This window comes from Parasphingorhabdus sp. (assembly GCF_036963805.1).
GTDB lineage: Bacteria > Pseudomonadota > Alphaproteobacteria > Sphingomonadales > Sphingomonadaceae > Parasphingorhabdus.
Genome location: NZ_JBALUN010000001.1, coordinates 1071669 through 1088658, shown reverse-complemented (window position 1 = coordinate 1088658; position 16990 = coordinate 1071669). Strand labels below are relative to the sequence as shown.

The 16990-nt window shown below is 55.6% G+C and carries 19 protein-coding genes; 8 read left to right on the top strand and 11 right to left on the bottom strand.

Features of this window, described 5'->3' with window-relative positions:
- Positions 1–13 precede the first annotated feature (13 nt).
- Positions 14–850, bottom strand: coding sequence for a 2,3,4,5-tetrahydropyridine-2,6-dicarboxylate N-succinyltransferase (gene dapD, locus V7676_RS05210; protein ID WP_335658580.1), 837 nt, complete (start codon positions 848–850; stop codon positions 14–16).
- Between the two features lie 20 nt (positions 851–870).
- Entirely contained in the window at positions 871–1530 is a 660-nt protein-coding gene (locus V7676_RS05205; RefSeq protein WP_335658579.1) for a pyrimidine 5'-nucleotidase, read from the bottom strand.
- A gap of 112 nt (positions 1531–1642) precedes the next feature.
- Between V7676_RS05205 and V7676_RS05200 the strand changes: the two genes are divergently transcribed.
- On the top strand, positions 1643–3985 hold the full coding sequence (locus tag V7676_RS05200; RefSeq protein WP_335658578.1) for a S8 family peptidase: 2343 nt from the start codon (positions 1643–1645) through the stop codon (positions 3983–3985).
- Between the two features lies 1 nt (position 3986).
- Here V7676_RS05200 and dxs read toward each other — a convergent pair whose 3' ends face one another.
- From dxs to V7676_RS05185, 3 genes are all read right to left on the bottom strand, one after another.
- Positions 3987–5912, bottom strand: a complete 1926-nt coding sequence (dxs, locus tag V7676_RS05195) for a 1-deoxy-D-xylulose-5-phosphate synthase (protein ID WP_335658577.1) — start codon at positions 5910–5912, stop codon at positions 3987–3989.
- Between the two features lie 129 nt (positions 5913–6041).
- Entirely contained in the window at positions 6042–6500 is a 459-nt protein-coding gene (locus V7676_RS05190) for a Fur family transcriptional regulator (RefSeq protein ID WP_335658576.1), read from the bottom strand.
- A gap of 292 nt (positions 6501–6792) precedes the next feature.
- Positions 6793–7218, bottom strand: coding sequence for a MerC domain-containing protein (locus tag V7676_RS05185; protein ID WP_335658575.1), 426 nt, complete (start codon positions 7216–7218; stop codon positions 6793–6795).
- A 121-nt stretch (positions 7219–7339) separates the two neighbouring features.
- Here V7676_RS05185 and V7676_RS05180 point away from each other — a divergent pair, with 121 nt between their 5' ends.
- From V7676_RS05180 to rpsI, 4 genes are all read left to right on the top strand, one after another.
- Entirely contained in the window at positions 7340–8413 is a 1074-nt protein-coding gene (locus V7676_RS05180; protein ID WP_335658574.1) for a COX15/CtaA family protein, read from the top strand.
- Entirely contained in the window at positions 8410–8733 is a 324-nt protein-coding gene (gene cutA, locus V7676_RS05175) for a divalent-cation tolerance protein CutA (RefSeq protein ID WP_335658573.1), read from the top strand. The genes V7676_RS05180 and cutA overlap by 4 nt, the downstream gene beginning before the upstream one ends.
- Before the next feature lie 170 nt (positions 8734–8903).
- Positions 8904–9383 (top strand): 50S ribosomal protein L13, encoded by a 480-nt coding sequence (gene rplM, locus V7676_RS05170; RefSeq protein WP_335658572.1) that lies wholly within the window; start codon positions 8904–8906, stop codon positions 9381–9383.
- On the top strand, positions 9383–9922 hold the full coding sequence (rpsI, locus tag V7676_RS05165; protein WP_335658571.1) for a 30S ribosomal protein S9: 540 nt from the start codon (positions 9383–9385) through the stop codon (positions 9920–9922). Before rplM ends, rpsI begins: the two co-directional genes overlap by 1 nt.
- Positions 9923–10013: 91 nt before the next feature.
- Here rpsI and V7676_RS05160 read toward each other — a convergent pair whose 3' ends face one another.
- The 3 genes from V7676_RS05160 to V7676_RS05150 all read right to left on the bottom strand — a co-directional run bounded on the left by V7676_RS05160 (position 10014) and on the right by V7676_RS05150 (position 11978).
- A complete protein-coding gene (locus tag V7676_RS05160; protein ID WP_335658570.1) occupies positions 10014–10640 on the bottom strand; it encodes a YceI family protein in 627 nt (208 codons plus the stop codon).
- A 100-nt stretch (positions 10641–10740) separates the two neighbouring features.
- Positions 10741–11640, bottom strand: coding sequence for an SRPBCC family protein (locus V7676_RS05155; protein WP_335658569.1), 900 nt, complete (start codon positions 11638–11640; stop codon positions 10741–10743).
- Positions 11637–11978 carry an ArsR/SmtB family transcription factor gene (locus V7676_RS05150; protein WP_335658568.1) on the bottom strand — a complete coding sequence of 114 codons (342 nt, stop codon included), beginning with the start codon at positions 11976–11978 and terminating at the stop codon, positions 11637–11639. The genes V7676_RS05155 and V7676_RS05150 overlap by 4 nt, the downstream gene beginning before the upstream one ends.
- A 410-nt stretch (positions 11979–12388) precedes the next feature.
- Here V7676_RS05150 and V7676_RS05145 point away from each other — a divergent pair, with 410 nt between their 5' ends.
- The 3 genes from V7676_RS05145 (at position 12389) to trxB (ending at position 15175) form a co-directional block, all read left to right on the top strand.
- The gene (locus V7676_RS05145) at positions 12389–13000 is read left to right on the top strand and encodes a PEPxxWA-CTERM sorting domain-containing protein (RefSeq protein WP_335658567.1); all 612 of its coding nucleotides are present in this window, start codon (positions 12389–12391) and stop codon (positions 12998–13000) included.
- Positions 13001–13338: 338 nt separating this feature from the next.
- Entirely contained in the window at positions 13339–14073 is a 735-nt protein-coding gene (locus V7676_RS05140; RefSeq protein WP_335658566.1) for a hypothetical protein, read from the top strand.
- Positions 14074–14209: 136 nt separating this feature from the next.
- Positions 14210–15175 (top strand): thioredoxin-disulfide reductase, encoded by a 966-nt coding sequence (trxB, locus tag V7676_RS05135; protein WP_335658565.1) that lies wholly within the window; start codon positions 14210–14212, stop codon positions 15173–15175.
- On the opposite strand, the gene V7676_RS05130 is transcribed toward trxB, so the two are convergent.
- Genes V7676_RS05130 through V7676_RS05120 form a run of 3 tightly spaced genes read right to left on the bottom strand, consistent with a single transcriptional unit; the run spans position 15161 to position 16976 of the window.
- The gene (locus V7676_RS05130; RefSeq protein WP_335658564.1) at positions 15161–16000 is read right to left on the bottom strand and encodes a hydrolase 1, exosortase A system-associated; all 840 of its coding nucleotides are present in this window, start codon (positions 15998–16000) and stop codon (positions 15161–15163) included. The genes trxB and V7676_RS05130 overlap by 15 nt on opposite strands.
- Complete coding sequence (locus V7676_RS05125) at positions 15997–16707, bottom strand: hypothetical protein (RefSeq protein WP_335658563.1); 711 nt, start codon at positions 16705–16707, stop codon at positions 15997–15999. The genes V7676_RS05130 and V7676_RS05125 overlap by 4 nt, the downstream gene beginning before the upstream one ends.
- Positions 16704–16976, bottom strand: coding sequence for an acyl carrier protein (locus V7676_RS05120; RefSeq protein WP_335658562.1), 273 nt, complete (start codon positions 16974–16976; stop codon positions 16704–16706). The genes V7676_RS05125 and V7676_RS05120 overlap by 4 nt, the downstream gene beginning before the upstream one ends.
- Positions 16977–16990 lie beyond the last annotated feature (14 nt).

Genomic DNA, 16990 nt, shown 5'->3' with positions numbered 1-16990 from the left:
CCCTCCCGAATAATCAGTCGCGTAGCAGCTCGTTAATGCCGGTTTTGGAGCGCGTTTGGGCATCCACGGTTTTCACGATAACAGCGCAATAAAGCGATGGTCCGGGCACGCCGTCAATATTGGGTTTTGGCGGGGTCGAGCCGGGAACAACCACGGCATAAGGCGGAACTTCACCGATATAGATTTTACCGGTGACACGGTCGATAATCTTGGTCGAGGCACCCAGATAAACACCCATGGACAGAACCGCGCCTTCGCCGACGCGCACGCCTTCAGCCACTTCGCTACGCGCGCCGATGAAGGCGCCGTCTTCGATAATGACGGGTCCGGCCTGCAGGGGTTCCAGCACGCCGCCAATACCAACGCCGCCGGAAATATGGACGTTTTTGCCAATTTGCGCGCAGCTACCAACCGTTGCCCACGTATCAATCATCGTGCCTTCGTCGACAAAGGCTCCGATATTGACAAAGCTGGGCATCAACACGGCGTTGCGGCCGATATGCGAACCATGGCGGACAACTGCACCGGGAACGGCACGGAAGCCTGCTTCGCGGAAACGGGTTTCGTCCCAGTTGGCAAATTTGCTGGGCACTTTATCCCAATGGTTTGCGCCGCCGGGGCCTTCGATCAGCTGATTGTCATTGAGCCGGAAAGACAAGAGCACAGCTTTTTTGAGCCATTGATTGACGACCCATTTGCCGTCTTGCTTTTCGGCGACACGGGCAGTGCCGTCGTCAAGGCTGGCAAGCGCAGCGTTTACCGCATCGCGTTCCGCGCCTTGGCTATTAATGTTCAATGATTCGCGTTTGTCCCAGGCGCTTTCAATGGCTTTCATCAATTGGGTCGTCATAGCAGTGCGTTTTCCTTATTCTAATGCAGGCTGGTGATCCAGCTTTCCAAATCGGTAATTTCATGGTCGATAAAGTCCGGAGCATGATCGCGTGCGCCCCATTCCGAACCTGTGTTGACCCAGATAGTCGTCATGCCCAAATCTTTCGCCGGACGCAAATTGCGCGCCATGTCTTCGACAAATAAAGAGCGTTCGGGATTAATGCCGGTTGCGCTGATCAGGCTGTGATAGGCCGCTTTTTCGGGTTTCGGGATCAGGTCGGTGGCGAGCACATCGTGAATGGTATCAAATAGCCCGCCAAGCCCGCGATTTTCCAATACCCGCTCGGCATAGGGGCGGTCGCCATTGGTGAAGACCATTTTTTCACCGGGCAAGGCGGCAATCGCGCTGTATAAGGCGGGGGCATGGGACAGGCGGCTCATGTCTATATCATGGACATAGTCGAGGAAATCCTGCGGATCGGTGCCGTGATGATGGATTAATCCCGCCAAAGTGGTCCCGTGATCGTGGAAATAATCTTTCTGAATCCGGCGCGCTTCCACCGCGTCGCAGTTTAGCGCCCGCGCAATATATTCGCCCATTTTAATGTCGATGAGCGAAAAAAGATCACATTCCGCCGGATAAAGCACGTTATCCAGATCAAATATCCAATGATCGATATGGGAAAATTCCGGTGGCATGACCGAGACGCCTAATCACTCCGCCGCGTTCCGGCAAGCGTTGATCGCTGTTAAGCTGTAGGTAACGGCTACGTGCCTATAGATTATCGTTCATTCGGGGGAATGCAGTAACATGAAGCAATTGGCGCGCAGTTTATTTTATGGGGCAGCGATCATGCCGCTGGCGCTGCTTTCGGCATGTGGAGGCGGCGGCGGTTCCGGTCCGTCACCGACACCGACGCCTGTTCCAGCTCCCACGCCGGCTCCGACCCCTGCGCCAACGCCTACCCCCACACCGACGCCGACTCCCACGCCGATTAATTATGATACGGCCGAGTTTCGCCGGTCCGATGGGCCGTTTCAACATGGCGCGCTTTCCGCTTATAATGCCGGAGCGACGGGTGCTGGCGTGATACTAGGCGTCGTCGATAGCGGGTTAAACGCGAGCAGCGCTGAATTTGCCGGACGCATCCATGTAGACAGCGGCGATTTTGCCGGTAATCGCGGTATAGGCGACGAGGGCGGGCATGGCTCTGCCGTGACATCTGTCGCGGCGGGCAGCAAAAATGACAGCGCAACCCACGGCATGGCCTTTGCCACCGACATATTGGTATTGCGCACCGACAGCCCCGGAAGCTGCGCGATGGATGATCCCAATGATCCGGATGATGATGGCTGTACCCACAATAGCGGGGCGATTGCAGCGGCGATTAATCAGGCGCGCGTGAGCGGGGCACGGGTGGTCAATATCTCGCTCGGTGGGCCGGATATATCCAACGCGGTGCGCAATGCCGTGGCCAACGCAGCGGCCGCTGGCGTGGTGGTAGTCGTATCAGCAGGCAATGACGGCGCTGCTTCCCCCGATGGCTTTGCGGCGGGTATTGCGGCGAGTGGCAATGGCCATGTCATTATTGCGGGCTCTGTCGGGGCGAGCGAAAATATCTCGTCCTTCAGCAATCGTGCTGGAACCCAATCCGCCAATTTTCTCGCCGCACTTGGCGAACGGGTGCGTGCGGGTGACAATCAGGGCACCGAGTTTCTGTGGAGCGGCACATCTTTTTCCGCGCCGCAAATATCGGGCGCAGTAGCCTTGCTTGCGCAGGCTTTTCCCAATTTAAGTGGCGCACAAATTGTTGATCTGTTGTTCACCAGTGCGCGCGATGCCGGTGATGCAGGGACCGATGCGATCTATGGCCGCGGCGTTCTCGACATCGCAGCCTCTTTTCAGCCGCAAGGGCAAACCGCGCTAGCGGGAAGTCGGCAAGCGGTCGATCTGTCGGCCTCTGGCGGGCAGACGTCGGCTGCCATGGGTGACGCCGCCTTGCATGGGCAGGATGTCGGGGCAATTATATTGGACGGCTTTGACCGCGCCTTTGCGCTGAACCTCGCGCATGATCTGAAAGTCGCCGTGCCGGAATATAAGCTTACCAATGCACTGCGGGGGGATCAGCGCAATATGACCGCGTCGAGCGGGGCAATGCAGATTGCTGTCCATATCGGCCGTACATCTGGCGGCTTGTGGGAAAATGATAATTTGGCTTTGTCGGACAGTAACGCCCGTAAGGCCCGGATGCTGGCTGCTTCCGTCATGACGCAAGTGTCGCCGGACATGAAAATAGCCTTTGGATTCCGCAAAAGCGCTAGCGGGCTGGTCGCGCAAATGCAGGGGGCCAGCGCCCCGGCCTTTCTGGTCGCGCCATCACCGGCGAGCGAACGGGGATTCACCGGACAGGTAAAAAGTGCGCTGGCTGTCCGCCATGAAATCGCAGGATTTGGACTGACGGCGAGCGCGGAAAGCGGCTCGGCGCGGCTGGGGTCGGATGACGATAGATTGGATGCTCTGACAGGATCGGACCGCACACGCTATCGCTTCGCTGGTCTGGGCTTTGCAGTGGACCGCCGGATCGGCGCAGCGTCGCTAAGCCTTGCGGCAAATTGGCTGAATGAAGATGACTCTATATTGGGATCGCGCTTCATCAATGTGATCGGCGCGCGCGGGGCGCAAAGCTGGTTTGTTGATGGCCGCGCAGAATATGATCTGGGCGACGTCATGGGATCAGGTTGGCGGATCGGCGGCAGTTGGCGTCAAGGCTGGACTCACATAGACAGGGCCAACCTTGTAACCGGCGGGGCATTGCAAATGTCGAGCTTTGCGGCCGATATCAGCAAGGCCGGATTATTCAGCCAGTCCGATCAAATCGCGTTCCGCTTTGCCCAGCCGCTGCGCGTGTCAACGGGCGGGCTGCATCTGAATCTGCCGGTTGGCTATAGTTATGACAGCCTGCAAACCGAATTTGGCCAGCGAACATTGAACCTCGCCCCCAAAGGGCGGGAGCTGGTGGGCGAGATGGCCTATGCGACGCCTTTATGGGGTGGATATTTAAACACCAACCTGTTCTGGCGGCAGGAGCCGGGGCATTTTGAAGCGCTTAATGACGATTTTGGCGGCGCGGTGCGGTTTCAGTTGAAGTTCTGAACTAGGCCCGCGCGCCTTCTTCTACGCTGGTGCTGTTGTGACGCAGCGCTTTTAATACCGTGTCGACAATGCCGTCGGCATCCAGACCGGCCTTAGCATATTGCACGTCCGGCTTATCCTGATCCTGAAATATATCGGGCAAGCGCATCGTCCGGATTTTGAGGCCCCCGTCGGTGAGGCCCGCATCCGATGCCAGCGTGAGCACATGGGCGCCGAGTCCGCCGATAGAGGCTTCTTCAACGGTCACGGCAACTTCATGCGTGGCGAGCAATTTCCGGATTAATTTCTCGTCGAGCGGTTTGGCAAAGCGCATATCGGCAACAGTGGTGCTCAGGCCTTTGGCGTCGAGACGCTCTGCTGCTTTTAACGCTTCGGTCAAACGGGTGCCGAGCGAGAGGATCGCGACCTTGGTGCCTTGCCGGACGATGCGGCCCTTGCCAATTTCAAGCTGTTCGAGTTTTTCGGGTATGGTAACGCCCGTGCCGTTTCCGCGAGGATAGCGGAACGCAATCGGACCATCATCATATAGCGAGGCCGTATAGGTCATATGGGCCAGCTCTGCTTCATCGGCGGCGGCCATGACGACCATATTGGGCAGGGTCGCCAGATAGGTAATGTCAAAGCTGCCCGCATGGGTGCTGCCATCCGCGCCGACAAGGCCGGCGCGATCAATCGCAAAGCGTACGGGAAGATTCTGGATCGCGACATCATGCACGACCTGGTCATAGGCGCGCTGCAAAAAGGTGGAGTAGATCGCGCAGAACGGGCGCATGCCTTGCGCGGCCAAACCGGCGGCAAAGGTCACGCCATGTTGCTCTGCAATTCCGACATCAAAAGCTTTGTCAGGATGGGCTTTTGCGAATTTATCGACACCTGTGCCCGATGGCATGGCGGCGGTAATTGCGCAGATACGGGGGTCTGTGTCGGCCAGCTTGGCGAGTGTTTCGCCAAAAACATTTTGATAGGCAGGCGGTCCGCCACCGGGGCCTTTATCCTGTTTGCCGGAAATTACGTCAAATTTGGCGACGCCGTGATATTTGTCTGCGGCTTCTTCGGCAAATTTATAGCCTTTGCCTTTTTCGGTGACGACATGGATCAGGCAAGGCCCTTCGGCGGCATCGCGAACATTTTCCAGCACCGGAATCAGATGTTCCAGATTATGGCCATCAATCGGCCCCACATAATAGAAACCCAGTTCTTCAAACAGCGTACCGCCCATGGTCATGCCGCGCGCATATTCATCGGTTTTGCGCGCTGCATCATGGAGCGCCTTGGGCAATTTGCGGGCAATGCGCCGGGCCAGTTCGCGGATGCCGAGAAATTCGCGGCTGGAAACGATGCGCGCCAGATAGGCGGACAGGCCGCCCACGGGGGGGGCGATCGACATATCATTATCGTTGAGAATGACGACCAGCCGGTTGCCCGCGGCAGCGGCATTGTTCATCGCTTCATAAGCCATGCCCGCGCTCATCGCGCCGTCACCGATGACGGCAATTCCGCGTCCCGGTTCGCCCTTCATCTTGTTGGCGACAGCAAAACCCAGAGCGGCGCTGATTGATGTCGAGCTATGGGCGGCACCGAACGGATCATATTCGCTTTCGCTGCGTTTGGTGAAGCCGGATAGCCCGCCCCCTTGACGCAGGGTGCGAATACGGTCGCGGCGGCCAGTGATAATCTTGTGCGGATAGCATTGATGCCCGACATCCCAGATCAGGCGATCTTCGGGAGTGTTAAAGACATAATGAATGGCAGTGGTCAGTTCGACTACGCCCAGTCCGGCGCCCAGATGGCCGCCCGTGACGGAAACAGTGTCGATAACTTCCGCGCGCAACTCGTCAGCAAATTGGCGCAATTGCTCGGGTTTGAGTTTTCGCAAATCCGCTGGAAGCGATACTCTATCCAAAAGCGGTGTTTGTGGACCTGGCATAGTTACTCCCTGTTTCGAGCCAGCTTTAGCAATATCGGCCACTAATGTCGAACCTTCAGCAGAAAGCCCCTGAATATTTGCTGACGGCTTATGGACTGATAGCCTGATGCTTTATGATCAAAAACTATGTCAGCTGCATTTCTGACAGACGCCGCGTACTTCAATGACGGGGCGTATCGAGCTAAACCCTTGTTCTTTGGCCACGTCGCGCACTTTTGTTGACAAGCTGTCATCATCAATATGGGTTGCTTCTCCGCACGTGTCACAGACGAGGAAAATGCAATCATGCTCGCAGCCGGGGTGGCTGTTCGCGAGATAGGCATTGGCGCTTTCGACCCGCATGGCGAGGTTTTTGGCAACGAATAGGTCCAATATCCGATAAACGCTATTGGGTGCCACGCGCTTGCCGCGGGCGGTAGATACCAGTTCGGCGATATCATAGGCCGAAGCAGGACGGGAAAAACCGGATAGTGCTTCAAAAATAGCCGCGCGCGTGTCGGTCCATTTCTCGCCGGATGCTTCGAGATTTTGGCGTGCAGCATCGGCAAGTGACTCACCGTGATGCTCGTGATGATTATGTTTTCCCATATATGTAATTTAGGGATGTTCGGTGGGCAGGGCAAGTGTGGTGTTTTTATTGAACCTCAAGCGCCGGGTGTTGTTTTTATTTTACCTCAAGCGCCGGGCGCGGGCATCCGCCCGCTTGGCGTTCCTCGCATAAGCTCGGGCGCGCGGTCGCGCTTGCCTCCGCTTCGCGTCGGATTGGTGCCAAGATTGTGATTAAACACCCGAGCGTAGCGAGGCTAGGCCGACCGGCCGCCGCGCCTTATGGCGCGTAGCCAAGCGGGCGGATGCCCGCGCCCGGCGCTTGAGGCTAAAATTACCGCCCTGCGCGGTGGTTCAGAACGTGCCCTAGCGCGACTATGCCGACGCCGATCATTGTGAACAGAATTTCCGTGCTGCCATGATCGCCCCGATGGCCGATGGTAATCGCGCCGCCCATGATAGCCAGACCTAGTGCGCCTATCACTGCTGGCAGGATATAACCATGATTAAGGAAACCGCGCCCCAGTGCATATATGCCCAATATGATGGCCACAGCAATGCCGACTTCATGAATAACGGGGTCGAGTAAAATACCCGCAGCCGAGGATAATAGAGCAACCAGCACGACGGTGGACACGCAATGGACAAGGCACAGGCCGGAGACAAGCACCGCAATACGGTCCCATAATCCATCCTTGCCCAACAGGCCGTCTTTGGTCCAAAGTTTTGATGTCGTAAACACGACTCTAAATTCCATCATAGTGATTGCTGAGGCAGATATAGGTCGAGCCGTGTTAAGATACAACATATCATTTTTAGATTTGCGAATATTTTCTTCACCTTAAAGCTTGTCACGTCGGGTTTTTAATTTCAAATAGCTAATGATGAACAGCTCCGCTCCGTCCTTTACCTGGTATAATGGATCAGCCAGCAACCGCCCCGTTGCGATTGCCAATTGGTTACTTATTGTGGCTTTCCTGGTTTTTCTGATGGTCATCGTGGGCGGTATAACCCGTCTCACCGAATCCGGCCTGTCGATCACCGAATGGAAACCGCTCATGGGGGCGATCCCTCCGCTTAGCGAAGTGGCTTGGTTGTCCGAGTTTGAAAAATATAAGCAAATCCCGGAATATATAGAGATTAACGGCCCCGCAGGCATGACGCTGGCGGATTTTAAATTCATCTATTTCTGGGAATGGAGCCACCGGCTTTTGGGCCGTCTCATTGGGCTCGCTTTTGCTTTGCCGTTCTTTTATTTTGCGGCGAAACGCGCCATTCCAAAAGGCTATGGCTGGCGCTTGACGCTGTTACTGATATTGGGCGGATTACAGGGCGTCATCGGCTGGTGGATGGTGAGTTCCGGTCTGTCCCAGCGGACGGATGTTAGCCATTTTCGGTTGGCGACGCACTTAATTCTCGCTTTATTCATAATGGCGTGTCTGGTTTGGACGGCGCTCGATCTGCAATGCTATGCAGACAGGCTCAGAAAGCCTGCGCGCATGACGGGCTTTGGCATGGCTGTGACTCTGGTGCTTTTTCTGCAACTATTATTCGGTGCTTATGTCGCGGGACTTAATGCCGGATATGTCGCGAACACATGGCCGTTGATGAATGACAGCTTTTTCCCTGCAGGTGTTGACTTCACCTTTGGGGCTTGGAGGGCGATTAATAATGACCCGTTTCTCACCCATTTCATCCATCGCTGGTGGGCGTGGGTAACCGTGGCTTTTCTGGTTGTGCTGGCCCGTAAAGTACGCGGCGAATCCCGCATGGCGTCGATCTGTATTCATTGCGCCTTCGGAATCCAGATATTGCTGGGGATCGCGACGGTCATGACGGGAATGAATATCATTCTGGCGGTCTTGCATCAGGCGGTGGGCGCGCTGGTTGTTGCAGCCACGGCTTGGGGCATTCACATATTAGGCCGTGATAATCCTGTTGCTATAAAATCATGACGGACTGTCCCGTGCTGATCTACACGTTATTTGGATCTGGCGAGGAAGCACGGCAAGTTGTGAAGACTCTGATCGAAGAAAAGTTGATCGCTTGCGCCAATCAATTCGCCGCGAGTTCCTCTCAATATATGTGGAAAGGGGAATTTTGCGAAGAACGGGAATATCCGGTCCTGTTGAAAACCACCAAAATGGCCCGGCAGGCGGCGATGGAGCGGCTAAAGACACTTCACAGCTATGACCAGCCGGCGATATTATGTTGGACCGCCGAATTGAGCGACCCGGACTACGCAAAATGGCTTTCTCAGCAAATCGCAAGATAAGTACAATATCGGCAGGGTATTATTATACCCGTCATCAAAGGCGCACTTTTGCTTGACTTGAAGCGAAAACGGGATCAATAGCGCTGCACTCGGCCGGGCTTTGTGCTCGGCTTTATTATTTTGATTCGAACTCTCTCTTACAAAAGAGAGCTCCCAGAGGAGTTAGGCCCATGAAGGCTCTTACGAAACAAACGCAGTCGGTTAAACCCGCAGACGTTGTAAAGAAATGGCATATTGTTGATGCCGAAGATCTGATTGTTGGCCGTCTCGCCTCAATCATCGCTAGTATCCTGCGCGGCAAGCATAAGCCAAGCTACACCCCCCATGTTGATTGCGGCGATCATGTCATCGTTATCAATGCTGGCAAGGTGAAGTTCACCGGCAACAAGCTGAAGCAAAAAGTCTATTACAAGCACACCGGCTATCCCGGCGGCTTGAAAGAGCGCACGGCTGAAAAAGTACTCGGCGGCCAATTTCCTGAGCGCGTTTTGGAAAAAGCGGTTGAACGCATGGTTCCAAAGGGTCCTCTCGGCTTTGCCCAGATGCGCAACCTGCATCTCTTCAACGGCACCGAGCATCCTTATAATGGCCAAGACCCGCAGCCGCTTGATGTGGCTTCCATGAACAGCAAAAATAAGGCGCGTGCATAATGTCTGATGTAAAAACCGATCTCGCTGATCTTAAAGAACTTGCTGGCGACGTTGTTGTTGACGCGCCTGCTGCTGCTGCCGAAGAAGGCGCACCAGAAAAAGTAGAGCTGGTTGTTTCAACCATGCCGCTGCGTGAGCAGATTCTGGACAAACAGGGCCGTGCCTATGCAACCGGTCGTCGTAAAGACGCTGTTGCCCGCGTTTGGGTAAAACCCGGCAAAGGCAAAATCACGGTCAATGGCCGCGATCAGGAAACATATTTCGCGCGTCCAACGCTGCGTCTCGTCCTCAACCAGGTTTTCGCGATCACCGATCGTGAAGGTCAATATGATGTTGACGTTACGGTTAAAGGCGGCGGACTTTCTGGCCAAGCTGGCGCCGTGAAACATGGTATTTCACAGGCTCTGACCAAATTTGAACCTGCGCTTCGCGCCACGGTAAAAGCGGCAGGATTCCTGACCCGCGATAGCCGTAAGGTTGAACGTAAGAAATATGGTAAGGCGAAAGCGCGTAAGAGCTTCCAGTTCTCCAAACGCTAAACCTACCACCTATCGAATTTACGAAAAAGGCGGCCCGAGGGTCGCCTTTTTTATTGGGGTTTTGGCAAGGCTCGCCAAAACCCCTCCCGGTTCAGTTTTTTTCAAACGCGACGTTAATTTTGAGCGCGACTTCGTCCGACACGAATGGAATGGCCGTATCTATACCAAAATCGCTGCGCTTGATCATCGTGGTTGCGGAAAAGCCCACGGTCAGTTTTTTGTTAAACGGGTTGTTCCCTGCGCCGACAAATTCGGCGTTGAGCGTCACAGGTTTCGTAATCCCGTTCAGCGTAAGGTTGCCGTCGATTGTTGCCGCAGTGCCGGTGGCGTTCACTTTGGTCGATACGAAATGGGCATCGCTAGGTTCAGGGCCAAAGAAATCGGCCTTCGCGCCATCTTTGCCCGCGCGCAGCAGATGCTCGGTCAATCCGGCGCTCGCCGTGGTGACCTTGGCAACCGGAATGGTCACATCGACGCTGGCGGCAGAAATATTGGCCGGATCAATCGTCAGCGTGCCCGTCACATCACCGAACAGGCCGATATAATCGCTAAAGCCGAAATGATTAACTTCCCACGAGATCAGCGAATGGGCAGGATCGGTACTATAGCTTCCGGCAACAACGCGGGCGCTATCCATCTGGCCGGGCAGTTGCGGGGCGGACTGCGCAAGCAGCGGGGCCGTGGCGGCCAAGGCGATGAGAGCAAGGGGGAGGCGCATGATAAGTCTCCTGAAAATGATGAAAAGCGCCGGGGGATGGCGCTCCCCGTAATAATCATGGAAATGGCCCTTTTGTCAATTCACGGGTTTGCACGGCCTGTCAGCCAGATGTGACAAAGCGGTCCAGTTTACCCAGCGTTTGCTGTCCCAGTTCCTCGGCGCCAAAGCCCTTGGCTTCCTGAAACTCGGCACCCGTGTTAAATGTCATGCCCAGCGTAACCTTTGTCGCCCCGTCCTGTTCCTCTAACGAGGCCCAGGCGTCGGCATGTTTCGGACCGTTCTCGCCCGCCATCAGCGTGTAGCCGATCCTGTCTTCAGGCCGGACTTCGTTATAGAGATGGTGGTTGGGAAAGACGGTGCCGTCTGGCCCGATCATGTCGAATACCCATTCGCCGCCGGTGCGCAAGTCGATCCGCGTTGTGCGACAGGAAAATCCATTCGGCCCCCACCATTGCGGCAGGGTTTCAGCGTTCATCCACGCGCCCCAGACGATGGAGCGCGGCGCCTGTATCACCCGCTGCAGCACCATGGTCCGTTCCGCCACGCCCGTCAGATTATCCAGCCCCGCGCCAAAGCCGTCGCGGTAGCCCGCCTCCATATCCTCGGCCAGCGAGGACAGCTGCACCGTTACGACCAACCGGCTGCGCTCTCCTGTTCCAGAGAATTCCGCCGTTACCAGCGCGGCCGATTGCGTCACGCCTTCGGATGAGATCAACTCGTAATTCACGCTGCGCCGCTCTGCTTGCAGCTCCAGCCAACCGCATTCGCAGCGGATATCCGGCTGTCCCGCCACCTTGCAGAGCGAGACCTCGCGCCCATCCACCTTGGTGTCGCTTTCCAGAAATTCCACCGTGACCAAGGGTGATGGCGCGGCCCAGATCGCCCGCGCGGCGGGGGCCGTCCATGCCTCCCACAACGCCGCCAATGGCGCGGCGACGTCCCGTTCAAAGGTGAGCGTCGCAAAACGGTTACTTGCATCATCAACCAGATATCGTGTCATTGTTCACCTTCCTTCATTCTATCCATCACAAAAGCATCCAGCCGGTCGAGCCTGTTTTCCCAAATCGCCCGCTGTTCATCGATCCATGTCCGCATCGGTTCCAGAGCCTTTGGCGCGAGGGCGCAGGTGCGTATCCGTCCGTCCTTGGACGTGGTGATCAACCCCGCCTCCTCCAGCACCGAAAGATGCCGCATCACCGTAGGCAGCCGCAATCCCGTAGGACCCGCCAGCTCCGTTACCGGCGCAGGCGTCTCGGCGAGCCGAGTCAGGATCGACCGACGGGTCGGGTCCGCCAATGCGTGGAAGAGCAGGGAGAGATTGGGATCATGCTTAGCCATATTGCTAACTATTATGCGAAACGTGGGAGTGCGCAAGAAAAAACTTAGTCAGATGGCTAAGTTTTCTCGCATAGGGCATAGGAGTGGTCGGAATTGCTTCGAACAGAGATGCCGACTTTGTACATAAAAATGGTGCGTCAGCTATCGCCCCAGTAGCAGTCATGCAAATCGCTCATCTTGTATGACCGCATCCAACCCAGTTGCGGTCATCCCAACTGATCATGTGGAAAGTAAAAGCGGCTGGTCGGAAAACGTCTCATTCCGGGACATAACTAAAGATCCCATTTGACACGTGGGCGAAAAGCGCCGCGGATATCTTTCCGACACTATTAATAAGAAATTAAACATGTTATTCTTTTCCCATCGCATGCCGATTCGTACTCAGACGACTGAATAAAAGGGGTTAGTCCATGTTGAAGTTTAAAAAATTTGTGACCGCTGGAGCAGCTTTGTTAATTACAAGCCAAGCGCATGCTGCTGAGTTTGTTGACCAAAACCAACCGAACAACCCCGATTACATGGCAGGATTTAGCCAAACAGATTTAGCGCAGTCCTTCCAGCAATCATCCTCCAATATATCCGGTGCAGGGATATTCTTGCAATCGGGAATAGGTTCTATTGATGATGTTACAATATCGCTTTGGGACCTCCTGCCAAATGCATTTGGGGCGTCTCAGTTGGCAACCGGATCCGTCCTAGGCACACAAGGTTCGTGGGCGGACGTTTTTTGGACTCCTGTCGCTATTGTAGCCGGGCAAACCTATTTTCTGGCCTTTGGTGGTAACACTTCGCTCGGGATTTCGGGAGATACTAGCAACCCTTATGCAAATGGGCAGACCTACGCGAATCCAGGATATGGATCGTTCCCGACTTTTGACTATACTTTCCGGACTTTCTCTTCAGATTCTTTGGGCGCTGTACCTGAACCCTCCACTTGGGCGTTCATGATCTTTGGCTTCGGAGCAATCGGCGGTGCCATGCGTCGTCGGCGTAATGTGAATGTGAAAGTCAGCTACGCTTAAGCGCCAAAAACAAGTTTATCCCAAAGCCCTGCTGGAACAATCTGGCGGGGCTTTTGTTTGAGCGCTAATGTCTGCTTTCGACGCAGAAGCAGTCATTCTAGGATGCGTATCTTAATGGCCGCTCGCCACCCACCTGTTGCCATTTATAACAGGCATAATCACAAACATAACCCGCTTTCCTACACATAACCAAATAGGTTATATACGCCTTTTCGTTTCAAAAAAGGAAAGCGCATATGAACCAGCAATCTCCCTAATCCACTTTCACCGACATTCCCTCCGCGGTTGATCTCGCGCAGCCAAAGGAGCGCCATGACGGCTGGTCTCCGGCGAAACAGGTGCTGTTTCTCGAAGCCTTGGCGCGGACGGGCAATGTCAGGGCGGCGGCGCTTTATGCCGGATTGTCGCGGGAGAGCGCTTATAAATTACGGCGGCGGGCGGATGCGCGGGCCTTTGCGCGGGCGTGGGATGCCGCGATTATCCATGCGCGCGAGCGGTTTCAGGATGAATTGTTCGATCGGGGCCTCAGCGGTTGGACCGAGCCTGTCTGGCATCAGGGCGAGGAGGTTGGCACGCGCGAACGCTGGAGCGCGCCATTGTTTCTGGCGGCGCTGGCGCGGCTGGACCGGATGGCGGAGGGCGGCGGTCTGGCCGGAAATCCGGCGCGGGCGGCGGCAAAGCATTTTGACGAGCTCATTGAGAATATCGGGGAGGGGCGGGATTGTACGGATTTGCTCGAAGAAATAGAGGCTACGGCGGAGCCCTATTATGAGGATCGCCGCTCTGGCGGCGGTGTTTCCAATGCTAAATCCCATGGCAATCCCCCGCGCCGATCAGATGCGGAATTGCTGGAGGCTTGGGCCAATAGGAACGAATATATGCGGATCAGCGCAATGGCGCCGGAGGATATTGATGTGTCCGACCTCGATCCAGCCGAGAGCGACAGCTGGGGCGACATGGACTGGGAGCGGGCATCGCGCAGCGGCTTGCTGCGCCGAAGCGGGATGCTGGACGCTGCGGATGCAGAAATGGAAGCGGATTTTCAGGCGTGGCAGAAGGGGCAGGGGCTGTGATTTGTGTGAACTTTGAAATGCCAATCCGCCCGCGATAGCTGGATTATCTGCCCCAACAGCGATTCTTCTCGCTTCACCACTTGCCGAGTGATGCCTTGCGTCCTTATGTGGGAAGAAACGAATCTGGGGTAAAATTATGACCGAAACACATCGTACGAAAATGTTGATATTGGGTTCCGGCCCCGCCGGGCTGAGCGCCGCCATATATGGCGCGCGTGCTGGACTGGAACCGATTGTGATACAGGGGCTGCAACCGGGTGGTCAGCTTACCATTACCACCGATGTTGAAAATTATCCCGGCTTTCGCGATGTGGTGCAAGGCCCGTGGTTGATGGAAGAAATGCAGGCGCAGGCGGATAAAGTCGGTACGCGCACGATATTTGATACGATTGTTGATGTCGACCTGACGCAGCGTCCTTTCCGCATGACTGGCGATGGCGGCACGATTTATGAAGGCGATACTTTGGTCATTGCGACTGGTGCGCAGGCCAAATGGCTGGGCGTCGAGGGCGAACAGGAACTAAGCGGCAAGGGCGTTTCCGCCTGTGCGACCTGTGACGGGTTTTTCTATCGCGGCAAAAAAGTCGTCGTGATCGGCGGCGGCAATACAGCGGTGGAAGAAGCGCTCTATATGACCAACCACAGCGATGATGTGACCTTGATCCATCGGCGCGATAGCCTGCGTTCGGAAAAAATCTTGCAGGACCGGCTTTTTGCCAATCCGAAAATCTCGGTCCTGTGGAATAAATCGGTCGAGAAATTTGTCGGCGGCGGTGATCCTCATGGTCTGGTTGGGGTCGATCTGGTCGATACACAGTCGGGTGAGAAAAGCCATCTGGCAACAGACGGCGCTTTTGTCGCCATCGGCCATGCGCCCGCGACAGAGATTTTCAAGGGCCATCTGGACCTGATCGACGGCGGTTATATCGAAGTCATTCCGGGTACGCCAAAGACCAAAATTCCGGGCCTGTTCGCTTGCGGTGATGTGATGGACCATGTCTATCGGCAAGCTGTGACGGCGGCGGGAACCGGCTGTATGGCCGCTTTGGATGCAGAACGCTTTCTGGCTGAAGAAGAATTCGAGCTGTTAGCGGCTGAATAATAAGGTGCGGTTGAGCGTTTCCAATATCTGGCTTTCGAGCCATTTTTTGGAGCGGTCATCGGCAAAGCTATGCGATGCGCTGTCGATGGATTCGCTGGTGATGTTGGGAAGGGCGCGGGTTGCAGCAAAATCCTTGCTGTTCCAAGCGGCGAGAAAAGCGCGGGCCGTGGTGTCTTTGTTCGCGAGTAATATCCGGCAAGGTTTGTTGATGCTTTCCAAGCCGTCTTTCAGGCGCATCGACAGGCCGGTATTTTCTTGTTTCTGAGTCGCTTGTTTCAGGCCGCTCGCAAGTTTTCTTAAGTCGATTTTGCCGGTAAAAAGATCGATAAGCGACTGCGGATTTTTAAGCCGCTCCCAATAGCGCGACCGGATCGCGGAAGGCGGCGGGACCGTTGGCGCGTCGCTGGCGCTGTTATCTGCCGTTTCAATCGCCCATGGGTTGGCGAGCAGGAAGCCATTAATCGGTGCTTCTTTGCCGAATAGCGCCAAGGCGGTGGCGGCATCACAATTGCCGAATGCGATGACCTTATCCACATGCGGAGTGGCTTGGCGGAAATATTGAGCCGCCGTGAATATGTCCGCCTCTGATCCCAGAAATTCGTGGTTCGTGCCGCTGCTCTCGCCAATGCCTCTGCGATCATAGCGGAACACGGGAAAGCCCTGTGCCGCGATAGTCTGCGCCAATTTCGCCATTCCCGCATGGGCACCGGCTTTAATCTCGTTACCGCCGCTGACGATGAGCAGTCCGGTGGATTTGTCGCCTTGGTCGAGCGTGCCGGAAAGCGTCTCTTCGGAGCAAGCGAATTGATGGAAGCTGCGCATCATTGCGCCACCCATGACAGCAGGTCATCCGCTATCGCCTTGGCCAATTGCGGATCATCATCCGGCTCGGCGCGGAGCCATAGGGCTGATCCAGATAGCTTCACATCAGCGGCCTGGTTGCTATTGGTCAATTGCGCGGTCCGGATACTGCCGGAAGACATCGGCACGGTGTCCTGAAGCTCGGCAAACATCTTCGGCCCAATGTGATTGCCAGCCAGATTGACATGCCCTCTCTGCGCCTCTTCGGCCAATTGCGTCATATCGGTCGCCAGCCCTGCTTCCTTATCCGAGGCCATGCGGGTGCGCATCATCGTGCGGAGCAGGCCGGGGCCTTTGGCCGGAGCGAGCCGCCACTTTCGGGATTCAACCGCGAAATCATCGATCAGACACCCGCCGCGAAACGATGCGACATATAGCTGCTTGGCAAGAGGCTCCGCGCAATGGGCAAGGGCATTCCGCCAGATCGTCAGGCTTGCTTGTTCCAGAGGAAACAGGCTCTCATTCGTGCCGGGAAGGTCGGGCAGGATGCTACCAATAGCGTGCTCATTCAATAGCCGCATGGTGCCGACTATCATCCGCCGCACGCGGTTCATTTCATCGAATAGAGGCGGGATGAACAGGATTGTCTTTTGATGATGTGATCCGGCCCTCAGGCAAAATTCATCATGTCCGTTAAATGGGTAACTCGAATATTCGAGTGGTTGGCTCACCCAGCGACTTTCATCTCGGCGAAGGCGACGAGATTGCCGAATGTCTCAAACAGCTCTCCGTCAACCTCATCATCCTCGATCATGATGTCGAGGCGATCTTCAAGTTCGGTCAATAAGCCAGCAACAGCCATGCTATCGAGTTCTGGCAAGGCACCAAATAGCTCTGTTTCAGCAGTGAACGCGCTGACTTGATCAGCGTCTAGGCCCAATATGTCCTGCATAACCGCGCGCACGGCGGCCTCTGGTGTCAAATCAAGATTTTCCGACATGAATTTCCCCCGAA